We start from the raw sequence: 14,538 nt of genomic DNA on the forward strand, positions 1-14,538 counted from the left end.
TAGTTGCTATCAATCGACCATTTGGCGGATAAGGTAGTGAGTGAGGCTGTTTCTTTTAAGGCGTCAGATATTCATATTGTCCCGAGCAGAAAGGAAACACATCTTTATTACCGCATCCACAATCGTCTGTTTCCTGGCGGGAGCTATCAAAAGGAGCGGGCAGAACGTTTAGTCTCACATTTTAAGTTTATGGCCGGGATGGACATTGGTGAGAAAAGGCGTCCTCAATCCGGAGCATTAACAATGTTTATATCAAAGAAATGGATTGGACTTCGTCTTTCCACGCTTCCGACTCCCCATGCTGAATCCCTCGTCATCCGTATTATTCCCAATCTGCAAACACTTCCTATTGATGAAATCTCTCTATTCCCAAAAACATCGGCTACCCTCATTTCTATGCTCCGTCACTCTCATGGTTTGCTGTTAATTTGCGGACCGACTGGGAGCGGTAAAACGACGACCCTCTATTCTATGCTCCATCACGCAAAAACCGCTATCAACAGGAATATCATCACACTTGAAGATCCAATTGAGCATCAGTCAGATGACGCGATACAAGTACAAATAAATGAGAAAGCAGGAATCAGCTACTCCATTGGATTGAAGGCTGCCCTGCGCCACGATCCAGATATTATTATGATTGGTGAGATCAGGGATGCAGAAACGGCAAGGATTGCTGTGCGGGCAGCTTTGACAGGTCATCTCATCTTAAGTACCATGCATGCAAAGGATGGGATAGGTGCCGTGAGGCGTCTGCTTGAATTTGGTGTTGATCAGGAAGAGGTGAAGCAAACGCTATTGGCTGTTACGTCGCAGCGATTACTAGAATTAGATTGTCCCTATTGTGAAGGGGATTGCTCACCGTATTGTTTAATGAAAAGGGACAGGGATCGTGTAAGCGTACATGAGCTAATTTATGGAACAGAGCTCGCTAAGATATGGGATTCAATTGAAGGGAAGAATCCAGATTTAGGCTATAAGGATCTTCCTTCCATCATTGGCCGTGCTGTCGCTTACGGGTTTGTGAGAGAGAAAGAATATGAGAGGTGGGTTCATGAAATTTGAACGGAGCCGCCGCTGGAAGGGGCGCGAACAAGCACGGTTTCTGGCAGAGCTGGGAGATTTACTGGATAATGGCTTCAGCTTGTATGAGGGCATTGAATTTTCCATGCTGCACAGCAAGATGAATCATCAGGAAGATATCAAGGGCTCATTGGTACTTTTAAAAGAGGGCCATTCCTTTCGGGATTTCCTTGAATGGCTGTCGTTTGAACAAGAGCTCGTTGGGCTCGTATCCTATGGTGAACAGAATGGCCAATTGTCATCGACATTGAAGGAGGCAGGCCGCATTTGGCAAAAGAAGTGCGAGGATCGCACCAAGCTTAAAAATCTATTGATATATCCAGTATTTCTCTTTTTATTCACCTTTGGTCTGCTTCAATTATTTACAACCTATCTTTTTCCACGATTTTCTCAAATGTATGATGATTACGGTCTTGGTTCAAATCCATTTATGGAAGTGGCCGGATTCATATCCCATCTTGTTCGTTTTTCCCCGGTTTTGCTTGCGCTAGTCTTCTTGCTTCTCTCTGTCATCCATCATTATTACCTTAAGAAACTCCCACAATTGAAAAGGGAAATCCTTTTTGTGAAGATACCTTATATTCGTCGTTACCGTCGTTTATCCATTACCTACTATTTCTCGATTCAGCTTGGTTCTCTTCTTCAAGGCGGACTTTCTGTGCTGGACGCGCTTGACTTTATGAAGAGTCAGGATCCGAAATTGCTTGTCAGAGAATTAACCGGACAAATGATGGAACGGTTAAAGGCGGGAGATACGCTTGAACATATTTCTCAAGATATCCCGGTATTTAAGGATGATTTTGTTCGCATCATTAGCCATGGCCAGAAAAATGGGCTCTTGGGGGAAGAGCTGTTGTATTATAGCCGGTTAGTTTTGAAGGAGATAGAGGGAATGACCGAAAAAGCACTGAAGGTAATCCAGCCGCTTATGTTTGGCCTAGTTGCTTTATTAGTCATACTGTTGTACCTGGCAATCCTGATGCCGATGATTTCTTTAATGAATTCCATATGAGAGGTGGGTGTATCATGAATAAATGGAGAAAAATCTTGAATGAACGCGGGTTTACCTTAATTGAGATGATGATTGTCATGCTCGTCATTTCCGTGCTCTTGATTATAACGGTCCCAAGTATTATCAAGAACCAGGAGGCCGTCAATAAGAAGGGGTGTGAGGCCTACATTAAGATGGTGGAAGGCCAAATTCAATCCTATAAATTGAAAGAGAATAAAACGCCGTCAAAGGAGGAATTAATTAGCGGGGGATATATCAAGGATGGGGCTTCCTGCCCAGGCGGCAATGAAATTGTTATTAATGCTGATGGCAGTGTAGATGAAGCTTCGAGCTAAGCATGATGCGTAATGAGCGCGGGTTTACGCTGCTGGAGGCTATCTTTGTGCTCGGCTGCTTGTCTATCATGCTGGCTGCCGGGAATATTGTGGCAGTTAAACTCCTTGATGTGTATGAGCAGCAAGTCTTTATTCGCCAAATGGAGAAGGATCTATATTATGCTCAAATGTTTGCGATGGAGAAACGGAAGAGTGTTTCAGTTCGAATCCAAACAAACGATAATACGTACACTAGTGTCGCAAACGGTTATGGGACGCTCTTTACCTCCTATCAGCCTCATACGTTGAGGTTTAGAAGCCAGGGAACTCTCACCATTACGTACACCCTTCTAGGAAATATCCAAAATCCAATGACTGTTTATCTCACTAATGAAGCGAACAGCCCTATTTATAAATTGATTTTCCAACTCGGGAGGGGGAGGTTTTATTTCGCAGAAACGTAAGGCAAATGGCTTTGCGATGCTGGATGGGCTCGTTTCGTTCTCCATTATAATACTGGCAGCGGGCTTCCTTTTGCCCCTTTATACAGGACTGATCATTCAAAAACAGGATTTTAGCATGGAAGAAGAGGCTCTTAGCCGTTTGTTTGAAGCCCTCCATGCCTTTCAATACATGGGAGAGCCTCTTTTTACTGGAGAGTATGGATTAAATGGAGATGTATTCCGTTATCATCTAAAGGAGGATGCATACTGTGTGGACTATCCGGCCGCGGGCAAGGAGACAAAGTCTTTTTGCGAGAAAGTTCCCCCAAGATGAGGGGTTTACGATGCTCGAAGTCCTCTTTGCCGTGGGATTATTCTCGCTTCTTGCCTTTTTCATGACCTCCACCCTTATTTCTGTTAATAAGTGGAATGAGATTGAAGAGGCTTCGATTGATAGGATGGAATGGAATGTTTTCATCAGGCAGCTCGACCTTGAAATTCAGCAGGCAAGTGCATGGAACGTCCTAAATTCCAAGATTCTTTCCCTGCAGTCAGCAGCAGGGCAGGTCACCTTTGAGCCTTATGGAGAAATCATTCGACGGCGAGTTGGCCGTGAAGGACATGAGGTTATTCTCCAAAATGTGAAGGATTATGCCTTTCAAATCAATGGCGATGAACTGACTGTCACAGTTCAAATGCAGAATGGCGGACAATTTGAGAAAAAAATCTATAAACGCTACCTATACGAGCCTTCTATATGAAGAGCGGGGGATGTTCTTGCCAATCTCCTTGGTTTTCTTTACGGTAATCTTTGTCATTTGTTTGATAGCGGCGAGTTCATTCAAGAATGACAGCAATTATCATGCTCTTCAGATGAATGGACTTCGAAGCTCGTTTTTGCTCAATACTGGCACAAAAGAGGCGATACGTTTAGCTGATGGAGGGCTTTCGAGGGAGACAAATGGCGAATGGCTCTATTATAATGGGACAATAAAGTATGAGATCATCCCGCGGGGAGACCGTGTATACCAAATCATATTAAAGATTTCTACCGATCAGACAGTGCGTGAAAGCTCAATTACGTACTCTGCTGCCAAGCAGAAGGTTGTAAACATGTCGGAGAACTTATAAGGAGCCAGATAAATGAAGGCAATCTATTTAATCGGATTTATGGGTACAGGCAAGACAACAATCAGCCATGCATTAGGCGAGCATTTAAACGTACCAGTGACAGACTGTGATGAAGCAATCGTTCAGTATGCGGGAAAATCCATACCGCGAATTTTCGAGGAAGAAGGAGAGCAAGGCTTCCGTGATATTGAGCAGCAAACCCTCAGGCAGCTCCATGCTGAGAACCATATCGTTGCTACCGGAGGCGGTGTCGTACTTCGGGAAGAGAATCGGGCTCATATGAAGAAGAACGGTATCATCATATGGCTTGAGGCGAGCACAGAGGAGATTCTGAAAAGGCTAGACTCTGACAAGACTAGGCCGCTACTTACAGGGGGAGACATGGCGGAACGCATACAAACACTGTTTGATGCGCGCAAGGAGTTGTATGAAGGGACCGCTCATATGCGTATTGATACAACCGGCAAGGCTAAAGATGAAATCGTACATGAGATTTTGTCACACCTGGATGAATACGACGTATAAATTCTCCCATACCTGTTGAAACTGATGGATGGGTGATGTAGATGAAAACGAATGATTATGTAAAATACTTAACCGTCGAATGGCTGAATTACATGGACCAGCCAAAGGAAATTCGCAAGGAGCAAAGGAAAAGTCATAAGGGAACACGGCAGCCGATAAGCTTCTGGTTTGGCGTTATCCCATTAGGGATTGAAATGCTCTTTAAGCGAAATTGAAAAGCCGCTGAAGATTGTTGCCGCATATCAAGAGTTAGACTGAAAAACTAACTACTTGGTTGCCACAATCATTCAGGGGCTTTTTTTGTTGCTTTGATTAGATTGAGCGTCTTATCTAGATAGCGTTACTGGTTAAATAAAATAACCCTCCATTGACAATGCTCACCTGGATGCGCGGCTCATATTGGAGCTTTAGAGCTTCCTTCTCTGCCTCGTAGGAAGCTCTTTCTTCTTCCATTTTGTCCTCGTAGAAATGATTCAGCAAGGCCAAATCCTTCTCCCATCTTTCCAGCGCATCAGCTGCCCAGGAATGGTTATCATCGTTAATTTTCAGCTGTATATGATTTTTCAGGCGTCCGATTCCGCTCTGGTAGCGGATAATCGGTGATAGGGTAAATGTATAGTCAGATATCTTCGGTGTTAGGGAGATCGCCTGCATCGTGTCAAAGAAATCTTCCATAATCATTCCGTTGATTAGATTCAGGCCAAGCGAATGGAATTGATCTTTTTTTCGATCACATTCGTAGGATATGTTGACATTCAGGCATAGCCACGGGAATAACGGGGTCTGCCCGTTTGTGATATTGATTTTTTCAAAAAGCCGGATATGGCGTGATAGCTTTCTGGAAACGGCAAAGATTTGATGCAGCCGGGGGGAGCCAAAGTGGATGAAATCCCCCTTTATCCCCTCTGGTGCAGCGCTTTGGTCCGTGATGAGTGTCAGGCTCATCGGGTTCGGAACCCCGCCGGTTTTTTCGAGATAATGCCAATAAAATGGCCGGTTCATTAATTCTTTGTCCATCTCAATCGTCAATTGCACGATAAGATGACCTGGACCTTCCTCTGTGATTTCGCAATGATTGGCTTGAAAGAATTCACTCAGAAACTTATGAATCTCCGCTTGCTGCACTAGCAGGTGCCTCCTTTTTAACCCGCTTCGCAAACTCAATCATCGAAGCGAGATTATCCATCTTAATTTTCATTTCGCCCTCAGTTTTTGATTTGGCGAGGATATCAGTCAAATGGTCCTCCAGGTTTTTGACATCAAGCTTTGTCAAAATGTCATCCAGCTCGCCGACAACTCGTTCGAATAATTGGATTTTCTCATAAAGAATCTTCATGATATGCTCTTCAACCGTGTCCTTGACGGAAAAGTTATAGATTCGTACATCCTCGGTCTGGCCGAGACGATGAATTCTGCCGATTCTCTGTTCGAGCCGCATCGGGTTCCATGGCAGGTCAAAATTGATGATATGGTGGCAAAATTGAAGGTTAATTCCCTCACCGCCTGCTTCTGTTGCAATCAGAACCTGTGCCTGTTTTTGGAAGAGCTCTCTCATCCAATCCTTCTTGCTGCGCTTGAATCCGCCGCGGAAGGGAACAGATGTTATGCCATTTTGCTTCAAGAACCATTGCAAATAAAGCTGGGTGGCTCTGTATTCCGTGAAGATGATGACCTTATCATTAATGGTTTTGATAAGCTCCAAGGCTTTCTCCGCCTTAGAATTCATGTTCACTTCTTCGACTTTTCCAATCAGCTCATGTATTTTCTGTTTATATGCCTCGCTTGCATCCGGATACTTCTCTAGCATATTGCGAAGCGTGAAGTAAACAGCTTCACGGCTGCTGCAGGCCTCACGCTGAAGAATTAAGGAGGAGAAGCCAGTGTTTAGCTTCTCAGGTAACGCATCACGGAAGGAGGCAACCGCATCATAAAGGGCTCGTTCTTTCTCGGAGAACTCGATAAAGACAGATTCTACCTTCCTGCTCGTCCATTCAATCCCTGTTTCATGCCTTTTGTTTCGAATCATGACGCGATTCACCAATTCTTTTAGATAAGCATCATCCTTCAGTGAGCGCTTTTTCGCTGAGAAACGTTCATTGAAACTTGTGTAACTGCCAAGATGACCCGGCTTCAGCAAGGATACGAGGTAGAAGATTTCCTCGATTTTATTCTGGATTGGTGTAGCAGTCAGCAATAGGCAGAATTTCTTCTGGATTTTTTGGACAAATTCATAGTTTTTGGTTTTATTGTTTTTTAATTTATGAGCTTCATCGATTATCACCAAATCATAGGATTGCTCCAAAATAGCTGATCGATGCGGATCCCGTTTGGCAGTATCAATGGAGGTGATGATAATATCTCCGTCCCAGCCATAGCCTTTTCGGTATATCAATGCCGGGATATGAAATTTTTGATTTAATTCTGTACCCCACTGGGAGACCAATGAAGCGGGTACTAAGATGAGGATTTTTCGTGCTAATCCTCGAATCATGTATTCTTTTAATATAAGCCCTGCCTCAATGGTTTTCCCGAGACCTACCTCATCGGCTAATATGGCTTTTCCATTCATGCGCTCAATGACCTCTGTGGCGGCTTCAAGCTGATGGGGCAGAGGCGTGAAGCCAGATAAATGCTTCGGTCCTATTAAGCCAGTGAAATCTGGAATAAGATTATGCTTTTCTGCTTCAATGCCAAGCTGAAAAAGAGAATAGCTTGACCATGGCCCATCCTCATTGATTCGATTTTCAAGTTCAGTTTCCCACTCATCGTCAAAATGAATAGCTGGAATATTGCTCATGGCTGACCCCGTCTTTCCTTTTAATAAGCTTTGGCAAATCCTCTTGATTAGGAGAGGTTTATGTTTGCCACAATGTTCCTGTTGATGATAGGATATAACTATCTTGTTAGATTATTTTGAAAATAGTCCAATCCCTTTGCATGATGTTTAGTATGAACTAATTACATAAAAATATAAGCGAATGAAGGCAAGGGGAGAGACCGCTCGAGCGGCGCCGAAGGAGCAAGCGAAGGAATCGTGAATCTCTCAGGTACAAGGAACTCTTGCTGGACGCAACTCTGGAGAGTGTTTTATCCTATTTGGATAAAGCCACCGAAGGGGAAACGCAAGCTTAATTGCGGTAAACTTTCAGGTATCAGGACAGAGACCATTTCCTAAAAACTAGGGATGGCTTCTGCCCTTTTTTTATGCAATTGGGATGGAATGATGCAAAATCATTGGGAGGTAGAGGATGGAGAATTTAAAGCAAACGCCGCTGATTTCTGTATATGGCGAATATGGAGGAAAGACGATTGACTTTGGCGGCTGGGAGCTGCCAGTGCAGTTCTCAGGAATCAAGCATGAGCATGAGGCAGTAAGGACTAAGGCAGGACTTTTTGATGTCTCTCATATGGGAGAATTTACGGTTAAAGGCACTGGTTCACTGCCATTTCTTCAAAAAATGGTCACCAATGATGTAAGCAAATTGAAAGCGGGGAAAGCCCAGTACACAGCTTTGTGCTATGAGGATGGCGGAACGGTTGACGATTTGATTATTTATAAAAGGGACGAGGATGATTACCTCCTTGTCGTGAATGCTTCGAACATCGAGAAGGACTTCGAATGGCTTCAATCTCATTTAACAGAAGAGGCAGAGCTGAAGGATATATCCGAAAAAGTAGCTTTACTTGCTTTGCAGGGTCCATTTGCTGAGGAAGTGCTGCAGCCCCTTGTACCGAATGCAGACTTATCTAGTCTTGGTTTCTTCAGCTTTTACGAAAATGTGGAGGTTGCTGGTATAAGCGCGCTTATCTCAAGGACCGGCTATACAGGCGAGGATGGCTTTGAGTTATATTGTGCTAGTGAGAATGCGGTAAATCTGTGGAAAGCATTGCTTCAAGCCGGAGAACGTGTAGGACTTGTCCCATGCGGACTTGGAGCGCGTGATACCCTAAGGTTTGAGGCAAAGCTGCCTCTTTATGGGCAGGAGCTTTCTCGTGAGATCACTCCGATTGAAGCTGGCATTGGCTTTGCAGTAAAAGTGGAAAAAGGAGACTTCATGGGCCGGGAAACACTAAAAGCCCAGAAGGAAAATGGAGCGCCTCGCAAGCTGGTTGGCTTAGAGATGATTGACCGCGGTATTCCGCGTCATGGCTACCCTGTCTTTGCCGATGGGGCGGAAATTGGAGAAGTTACAACCGGCACACAATCCCCAACCTTGAAGAAGAATGTCGGGCTCGCACTTATCAAGAGTGAGTATGCCGTTATAGATGGGGAAGTGACCGTTGAGATTCGAGGCAAGCAATTGAAGGCTAAAGTAGTCAAAACCCCATTTTATAAACGTCCGCAAGCAGGAGGAGTGCAGAAATGAATCACCGTTATTTACCGATGACAACCGAAGACCAAAAGGAAATGCTGCAAGCAATTGGTGTTGATTCAATTGAGGACTTATTCTCTGATATCCCGTCAGATGTCCGATTCAAAGGGAATTATGACATCAAGCCGGCGAAGTCAGAATCAGCCCTATTAAAGGAATTGACAGATTTAGCGGCGAAGAACGCAGACCTCAGAAGCTATAGCTCATTCCTTGGCGCTGGGGTATATGATCATTACATGCCGGTCATTGTCGACCATGTTATTTCCCGTTCAGAATTTTATACAGCCTACACACCTTATCAGCCAGAGATTTCCCAAGGAGAATTGCAGGCCATCTTTGAATTTCAGACGATGATTTGCGAATTAACGGGTATGGATGTGGCGAACTCCTCCATGTACGATGGAGGCACGGCGCTTGCTGAGGCAGCGATGCTGGCTGCCGGCTCCACTCGCCGCAAAAAACTCCTAGTTTCAGAGGCAGTTCATCCAGAATCCCGTGCCGTTCTGGCAACCTATGCAAAAGGGCAATACATCGACCTTGAAGTGGTGCCATGTAAGGATGGCGTGACAGACTTGGAGAAATTAGCTGAACTGATGGATGGAGACACTGCTGGATTTATCGTGCAGTATCCAAACTTCTTTGGCCGTATCGAGAACCTTGCCGAGGTCGAGAAGCTGGTTCACGGACAAAAGGCGATGATGATTGTTTCAAGCAATCCGCTTTCTTTGGGCATTTTAACGCCTCCCGGGAAATTTGGCGCCGATATCGTGATTGGTGATGCCCAGCCATTTGGCATCCCGGCAGCCTTTGGCGGACCGCATTGCGGATACTTTGCTGTCACCTCCAAATTGATGCGGAAGGTACCTGGACGTCTAGTCGGCCAAACCGTCGATGAAGAGGGCAAGCGCGGCTTTGTTCTTACCCTTCAAGCAAGGGAACAGCATATCAGAAGAGATAAGGCGACCTCCAATATCTGCTCCAACCAGGCTTTGAATGCTCTTGCTGCATCCGTTGCGATGACCGCGCTCGGCAAGCAAGGGGTAAAGGAAATGGCTGCCCAAAACATCCAGAAGGCGTATTACGCGAAGGAAGCGCTGAAAGCGAATGGACTTGAAATTGCCTTTGAGGGGCCCTCCTTTAATGAATTTGTCTTAAAGCTGAATGGTTCTGTCGCAGATGCCAATCGCATGCTGCTTGATAAAGGCATCATTGGCGGATATGACCTTGGCAAAGATTACCCTGAATTGAAGGGTCATATGCTTGTGGCAGTGACGGAGCAGCGTTTGAGGGAAGAAATCGATACATTTGCGAAAGAATTGGGGGATTTCCATGCATAAACAGGATCAGCCACTTATATTTGAACTAACAAAACCAGGCCGGATTGGTTATTCCCTGCCGGAATTGGATGTCCCGGAGGCTAGCCTTTCTGAATTGCTGCCCGAGGAATTCATCCGCCAGGAAGAGCCGAACCTCCCGGAGGTATCTGAACTCGATATTATGCGACATTATACTGCACTCTCCCGCAGAAACCATGGAGTGGATTCCGGATTCTATCCGCTCGGTTCCTGCACGATGAAATATAATCCGAAAATCAATGAGAATGTAGCCCGCTTCCCTGGATTTGCTCATGTCCATCCGCTTCAGGAGGCTGGAACGGTGCAAGGAGCGCTTGAATTGATGTATGACCTGCAGCAGCATTTGAAGGAAATTACCGGCATGGATGAGGTAACCCTCCAACCGGCCGCAGGAGCCCATGGTGAGTGGACCGGTTTGATGATGATTCGCGCCTTCCATGAAGCGAATGGGGACCTCGACCGTGTGAAAGTCATTGTTCCGGATTCTGCCCATGGAACGAATCCAGCCTCTGCGACAGTTGCCGGTCTGCAGACGGTTACGGTGAAATCCGGCCCTGACGGCTTGGTAGACCTTGAGGACTTGAAGAAGGTCGTCGGCCCGGATACGGCAGCCTTGATGCTGACAAACCCGAATACGCTTGGGTTGTTTGAGGAACAAATCACAGAGATGGCTGAAATCATACATGGTGTCGGCGGGAAGCTTTATTATGATGGGGCGAATTTAAATGCCGTCCTGTCAAAGGCTCGTCCAGGGGATATGGGATTTGACGTCGTCCACCTTAACCTGCATAAAACCTTCACAGGCCCACATGGAGGTGGCGGTCCAGGTTCTGGTCCTGTCGGCGTGAAGAAGGATTTGATTCCATTCCTGCCGAAGCCTTTAGTCGTGAAGGAAGGCGAAGAATTCAAGCTTGATTATGATCGTCCGCAATCCATCGGCCGCGTGAAGCCTTATTACGGAAACTTCGGAATTAATGTGAGGGCGTATACGTATATTCGCTCCATGGGACCTGACGGCTTGAAGGCCGTGACGGAATATGCCGTATTAAATGCCAATTATATGATGAGAAGGCTCGCTGAGTATTATGACCTCCCATATGATAAGCATTGCAAGCATGAATTCGTCCTTAGTGCCAGAAGACAGAAAAAGCTTGGTGTGCGTGCGCTGGATATCGCAAAGCGTTTGCTTGATTTTGGCTATCATCCGCCAACGATCTACTTCCCGCTTAATGTCGAGGAGTGCATGATGATTGAGCCGACAGAAACCGAATCAAAAGAAACACTCGATGGTTTTATCGACGCCATGATTCAAATTGCAAAGGAAGCCCAGGAACAGCCGGAAATTGTACAGGAAGCACCGCATACGACGGTTATCAGCCGTCTTGATGAAGCACTTGCAGCACGTAAGCCGGTATTACGGTATCAGCTTCAATCTAATAGATAATCGATTTCTTGAATTAAAACACGGATATAAGAGTCATAGAAACGCAGCTCCTCTGCTGCGTTTTTTATCCTTTTTACCGGTTTCTTGAATATAGTTTATATTAGCGGCGAAGGGGGTGACCTATGACAAAGAATTATTCGCTATTTGTGGCAGCAGGTTTTCTGCTTCTGGCTGTTTCCATTTTTGCTTCAGCTATTTTAATATCTAAAACAGGGATAGACCAGAGGAATTCAGCTGAAAAGCCAGCTATAGCGTCCAGCAATGAAGCTATTATGACAATGGAAGAGTTAGCTGATTATCTATCCGTATCTGAAGAAACGATTGAAGGAATTATGCAAGAGGATATGATGGAGAGGACTTCCGGGGAAGTCCGTGATTTAGAGAAACATCTTCCGTTTGTTCAACTGGAGGATCAGACAATTTTTATTAAAAGTGAGATTGATGATTGGCTTAAATATAAATCAGGCCTGTTTGATGTTAATTGAGTTTGGGCAATCGTCAATTGAAACAGTTAAGCGCCTTCCAGTTATGTGGGAGGTCTTTTTTTCTTTTGGAATCTAAACATCCTGACCCAGATCATGGAACAGAAGGGTGCTGACTGCCGGGCTTCTATCCGATTTCCTGCTTGGTATCTCGCTCATTATTTGCATTACTATTTTTGCCCTTGCTCGTGAAAAAGCTTGGTTTAGCCATGTTAATTATTGGACAACTACGACTGTGCCATATCCAATTAATTCAGAAATCGTTTGTCCGGATGCGTAAGAGAATCGGAATCCAATAATGGCATTGCCTCCCATTTCCTTGGCTTGGTTCTCGAGCTTTCGGATCACATCCCGTTTACTGTCCTCAATCATCTCTGTATAGCTGGCTAATTCTCCGCCAACGATGGATTTCAAGCCAGACAATATATCCTTTCCGATGTTTCTGCTTTGGACGATGCTGGCAGAAGCCAATCCCTTTGTCTCGGCGATTGTCTTTCCCGGTATTGTATCAGTTGTTACGATTATCATTGCCTTATCTCCTTCATTCATTGAATTTTATGCCGTTGTTAGACTGATTGTTTCATTTCCTGTTTTTAGTATGGGCTATCGCTGGCACGCTTCATCCTAAATGATAGCATTTTTCGAATTTAGATTTGCTTCATAAGAGAGCTTTTGTTCTTTAAATGAGTCCTTTTTGATTCAATAGTATAAAAGTCATGGTATAGTTTCCTGGCCTGACTCATAAATTGGTACAAGCTAAGCCATAAGACTTGGAGTGAAGAATCCTTTGAGCGGACAAATTTTATTCAGTTACTTCCTTTTAGGCCTTACCTTGGCGGCGCCAATTGGGCCTGTAAATTCTGCACGGATTGATAAAGGCATAAAAAATGGATTCTGGCACGCATGGTTTGTTGGAGTCGGCTCGATGCTTGCTGACGGTATATTCATGTTGATGGTTTATCTTGGATTTGTACATTTCATCGAGATTCCGGTTGTACAAATCTTTCTTTGGCTGTTTGGCGGGTTTGTGCTGATCTATTCCGGAGTGGAGGGGATAGCCAGGACAGGGACAATTACTTTAAGCGATATCCGGCAGAAAGAGTCTGTGATGAAGTCTTTTGGGACCGGATTCCTTATGTCTATTACAAGCCCACTTTCCATCCTGTTCTGGATAGGCATTTATGGATCTGTGCTTGCGAAGACTGCTGCAGCCACTGCGGCGGTCGATATTCTTCTATATTCTTCTATGATTTTTCTTGGATTGACCTGTTGGGATGTCTTTGTTGCCATGCTTGCGACAGGCTTTAGACGTTACCTCAATGACAGGAGCCTAAAAGTCATCTCCATTATTTCGGGGCTGTCATTGCTTGGATTTGGCGGTTATTTTGGCTATCAAGGGTTAATGGCTTTAATGGCTCCCTTCCTTTGAATATGAGGGGAAGGAACCGCATTGGTTGGGTTCCGGCTCATAGTGCCTGGTGCTTTCTTAAAATGGAGGTCACGATATGATGGGAGTCCCATTCTCCGTCTGAGACGATGGTAATCGGATATTGCTTCGGGAACAGCTCCTTATTGATGGACTTAGCTTCCATACCTGATTCATGCAGACGGATGACTTTCTCTTCCACTTCCTCAAGATAATGAAGCTTATCTGTCAGCCGTTTGCGGCCATTTGGCAAGTAGCCGGCATGGCTGCAATAAACCGCCTCGAAATCATAAGCGAGCGACTTTTTCAGGGAGGCCATCGTTTGTGTAATATCTTCCTCCGCAAGAATGACCTTTGTGCGTGTCAGGACATATAAGTCTCCGCTGAACAATGCTTTCCTGTCATGATTGTAAAAGGAGACATGGTCTTCTGTGTGTCCTGGTGTGTGAATGGTTTCCCATGTCTCATTCCTTGAAGAAAAGGAGGACGGGAGCGGATTTGCCTGGAAGGATTCTGTTTGACCCCATGCAAGCTTGCGGTATTCAGGATAATGAAAGGGTTCCCTGCATGTCTGAACACTTGACTCATGTATATAAATAGGGCTGCCGAGATGATCTTGAATCCACTTGGCTCCGCCGGCATGGTCTTCGTGATAGTGGGTTAATACGACCTGATCAATGGGTTTATTCATAAATATTGGGATGTAATCGTTAAGCAATAACGGAGAACCGGTATCAATCAGGAGCCCGTCTATGTAGAAGCTATATACGCTCATCTTTGTCCCCGGTAGTGTGATAACCCCATAGCCACAATCAACCCCCGCGTGATAGCTTTCTCTTACGCTTGTTTCCACTTTAAACAATTCGAAATCCCCCTTCGAAATAACTCCATATTTTTACATATAGAATAGTTTATCATAAATCTAGTATATGAATGAATAATCATTCATG

General features: G+C 44.9%; 18 protein-coding genes and 1 riboswitch. Of the genes, 14 read left to right on the plus strand and 4 right to left on the minus strand.

The features are described from left to right. The first annotated feature begins 3 nt into the window (after nucleotides 1-3). Genes comGA through CYL18_RS01120 form a run of 9 tightly spaced genes read left to right on the plus strand, consistent with a single transcriptional unit; the run spans nucleotide 4 to nucleotide 4,723 of the window. A complete protein-coding gene (gene comGA / locus CYL18_RS01085; RefSeq protein WP_104847619.1) occupies nucleotides 4-1,065 on the plus strand; it encodes a competence type IV pilus ATPase ComGA in 1,062 nt (353 codons plus the stop codon). After that, nucleotides 1,055-2,095: a competence type IV pilus assembly protein ComGB gene (comGB, locus tag CYL18_RS01090; protein WP_161497051.1), complete on the plus strand. Its 1,041-nt coding sequence runs from the start codon at nucleotides 1,055-1,057 to the stop codon at nucleotides 2,093-2,095. Before comGA ends, comGB begins: the two co-directional genes overlap by 11 nt. A 14-nt stretch (nucleotides 2,096-2,109) precedes the next feature. Continuing rightward, entirely contained in the window at nucleotides 2,110-2,430 is a 321-nt protein-coding gene (comGC, locus tag CYL18_RS01095; protein ID WP_104847621.1) for a competence type IV pilus major pilin ComGC, read from the plus strand. A 2-nt stretch (nucleotides 2,431-2,432) separates the two neighbouring features. Further along, the gene (gene comGD, locus CYL18_RS01100; protein WP_104847622.1) at nucleotides 2,433-2,873 is read left to right on the plus strand and encodes a competence type IV pilus minor pilin ComGD; all 441 of its coding nucleotides are present in this window, start codon (nucleotides 2,433-2,435) and stop codon (nucleotides 2,871-2,873) included. 16 nt (nucleotides 2,874-2,889) lie between these two features. Further along, on the plus strand, nucleotides 2,890-3,186 hold the full coding sequence (locus tag CYL18_RS19155; protein WP_161497052.1) for a hypothetical protein: 297 nt from the start codon (nucleotides 2,890-2,892) through the stop codon (nucleotides 3,184-3,186). 10 nt (nucleotides 3,187-3,196) lie between these two features. Next, nucleotides 3,197-3,613, plus strand: a complete 417-nt coding sequence (gene comGF / locus CYL18_RS01105) for a competence type IV pilus minor pilin ComGF (RefSeq protein WP_161497053.1) — start codon at nucleotides 3,197-3,199, stop codon at nucleotides 3,611-3,613. A 10-nt stretch (nucleotides 3,614-3,623) separates the two neighbouring features. Continuing rightward, on the plus strand, nucleotides 3,624-3,983 hold the full coding sequence (comGG, locus tag CYL18_RS01110; RefSeq protein ID WP_146102797.1) for a competence type IV pilus minor pilin ComGG: 360 nt from the start codon (nucleotides 3,624-3,626) through the stop codon (nucleotides 3,981-3,983). A gap of 12 nt (nucleotides 3,984-3,995) precedes the next feature. Then, nucleotides 3,996-4,508, plus strand: a complete 513-nt coding sequence (locus CYL18_RS01115) for a shikimate kinase (RefSeq protein ID WP_104847625.1) — start codon at nucleotides 3,996-3,998, stop codon at nucleotides 4,506-4,508. Nucleotides 4,509-4,549: 41 nt separating this feature from the next. Beyond that, nucleotides 4,550-4,723: a YqzE family protein gene (locus CYL18_RS01120; RefSeq protein ID WP_104847626.1), complete on the plus strand. Its 174-nt coding sequence runs from the start codon at nucleotides 4,550-4,552 to the stop codon at nucleotides 4,721-4,723. Nucleotides 4,724-4,838: 115 nt separating this feature from the next. Here CYL18_RS01120 and CYL18_RS01125 read toward each other — a convergent pair whose 3' ends face one another. Next, nucleotides 4,839-5,633 carry a YqhG family protein gene (locus tag CYL18_RS01125; RefSeq protein ID WP_104847627.1) on the minus strand — a complete coding sequence of 265 codons (795 nt, stop codon included), beginning with the start codon at nucleotides 5,631-5,633 and terminating at the stop codon, nucleotides 4,839-4,841. Beyond that, a complete protein-coding gene (locus tag CYL18_RS01130) occupies nucleotides 5,611-7,305 on the minus strand; it encodes a DEAD/DEAH box helicase (protein WP_104847628.1) in 1,695 nt (564 codons plus the stop codon). Before CYL18_RS01130 ends, CYL18_RS01125 begins: the two co-directional genes overlap by 23 nt. A gap of 181 nt (nucleotides 7,306-7,486) precedes the next feature. Next, a riboswitch (glycine riboswitch) is annotated at nucleotides 7,487-7,578 on the plus strand. Nucleotides 7,579-7,756: 178 nt separating this feature from the next. On the opposite strand from CYL18_RS01130, the gene gcvT reads away from it, so the two are divergent. The 4 genes from gcvT to CYL18_RS01150 all read left to right on the plus strand — a co-directional run bounded on the left by gcvT (nucleotide 7,757) and on the right by CYL18_RS01150 (nucleotide 12,165). After that, on the plus strand, nucleotides 7,757-8,875 hold the full coding sequence (gcvT, locus tag CYL18_RS01135) for a glycine cleavage system aminomethyltransferase GcvT (RefSeq protein WP_104847629.1): 1,119 nt from the start codon (nucleotides 7,757-7,759) through the stop codon (nucleotides 8,873-8,875). Further along, entirely contained in the window at nucleotides 8,872-10,218 is a 1,347-nt protein-coding gene (gene gcvPA / locus CYL18_RS01140) for an aminomethyl-transferring glycine dehydrogenase subunit GcvPA (RefSeq protein ID WP_104847630.1), read from the plus strand. Before gcvT ends, gcvPA begins: the two co-directional genes overlap by 4 nt. Further along, complete coding sequence (gene gcvPB, locus CYL18_RS01145; protein WP_104847631.1) at nucleotides 10,211-11,680, plus strand: aminomethyl-transferring glycine dehydrogenase subunit GcvPB; 1,470 nt, start codon at nucleotides 10,211-10,213, stop codon at nucleotides 11,678-11,680. Before gcvPA ends, gcvPB begins: the two co-directional genes overlap by 8 nt. 122 nt (nucleotides 11,681-11,802) lie before the next feature. Then, the gene (locus CYL18_RS01150) at nucleotides 11,803-12,165 is read left to right on the plus strand and encodes a helix-turn-helix domain-containing protein (RefSeq protein WP_104847632.1); all 363 of its coding nucleotides are present in this window, start codon (nucleotides 11,803-11,805) and stop codon (nucleotides 12,163-12,165) included. Nucleotides 12,166-12,378: 213 nt separating this feature from the next. Here CYL18_RS01150 and CYL18_RS01155 read toward each other — a convergent pair whose 3' ends face one another. Further along, complete coding sequence (locus tag CYL18_RS01155; protein WP_104847633.1) at nucleotides 12,379-12,690, minus strand: YbjQ family protein; 312 nt, start codon at nucleotides 12,688-12,690, stop codon at nucleotides 12,379-12,381. A gap of 259 nt (nucleotides 12,691-12,949) precedes the next feature. Here CYL18_RS01155 and CYL18_RS01160 point away from each other — a divergent pair, with 259 nt between their 5' ends. After that, nucleotides 12,950-13,591: a LysE family translocator gene (locus CYL18_RS01160; RefSeq protein WP_104847634.1), complete on the plus strand. Its 642-nt coding sequence runs from the start codon at nucleotides 12,950-12,952 to the stop codon at nucleotides 13,589-13,591. A gap of 37 nt (nucleotides 13,592-13,628) precedes the next feature. On the opposite strand, the gene CYL18_RS01165 is transcribed toward CYL18_RS01160, so the two are convergent. Further along, nucleotides 13,629-14,441: an MBL fold metallo-hydrolase gene (locus CYL18_RS01165; RefSeq protein WP_236636241.1), complete on the minus strand. Its 813-nt coding sequence runs from the start codon at nucleotides 14,439-14,441 to the stop codon at nucleotides 13,629-13,631. Nucleotides 14,442-14,538 lie beyond the last annotated feature (97 nt).

Source organism: Pradoshia eiseniae, assembly GCF_002946355.1.
GTDB lineage: Bacteria > Bacillota > Bacilli > Bacillales > Pradoshiaceae > Pradoshia > Pradoshia eiseniae.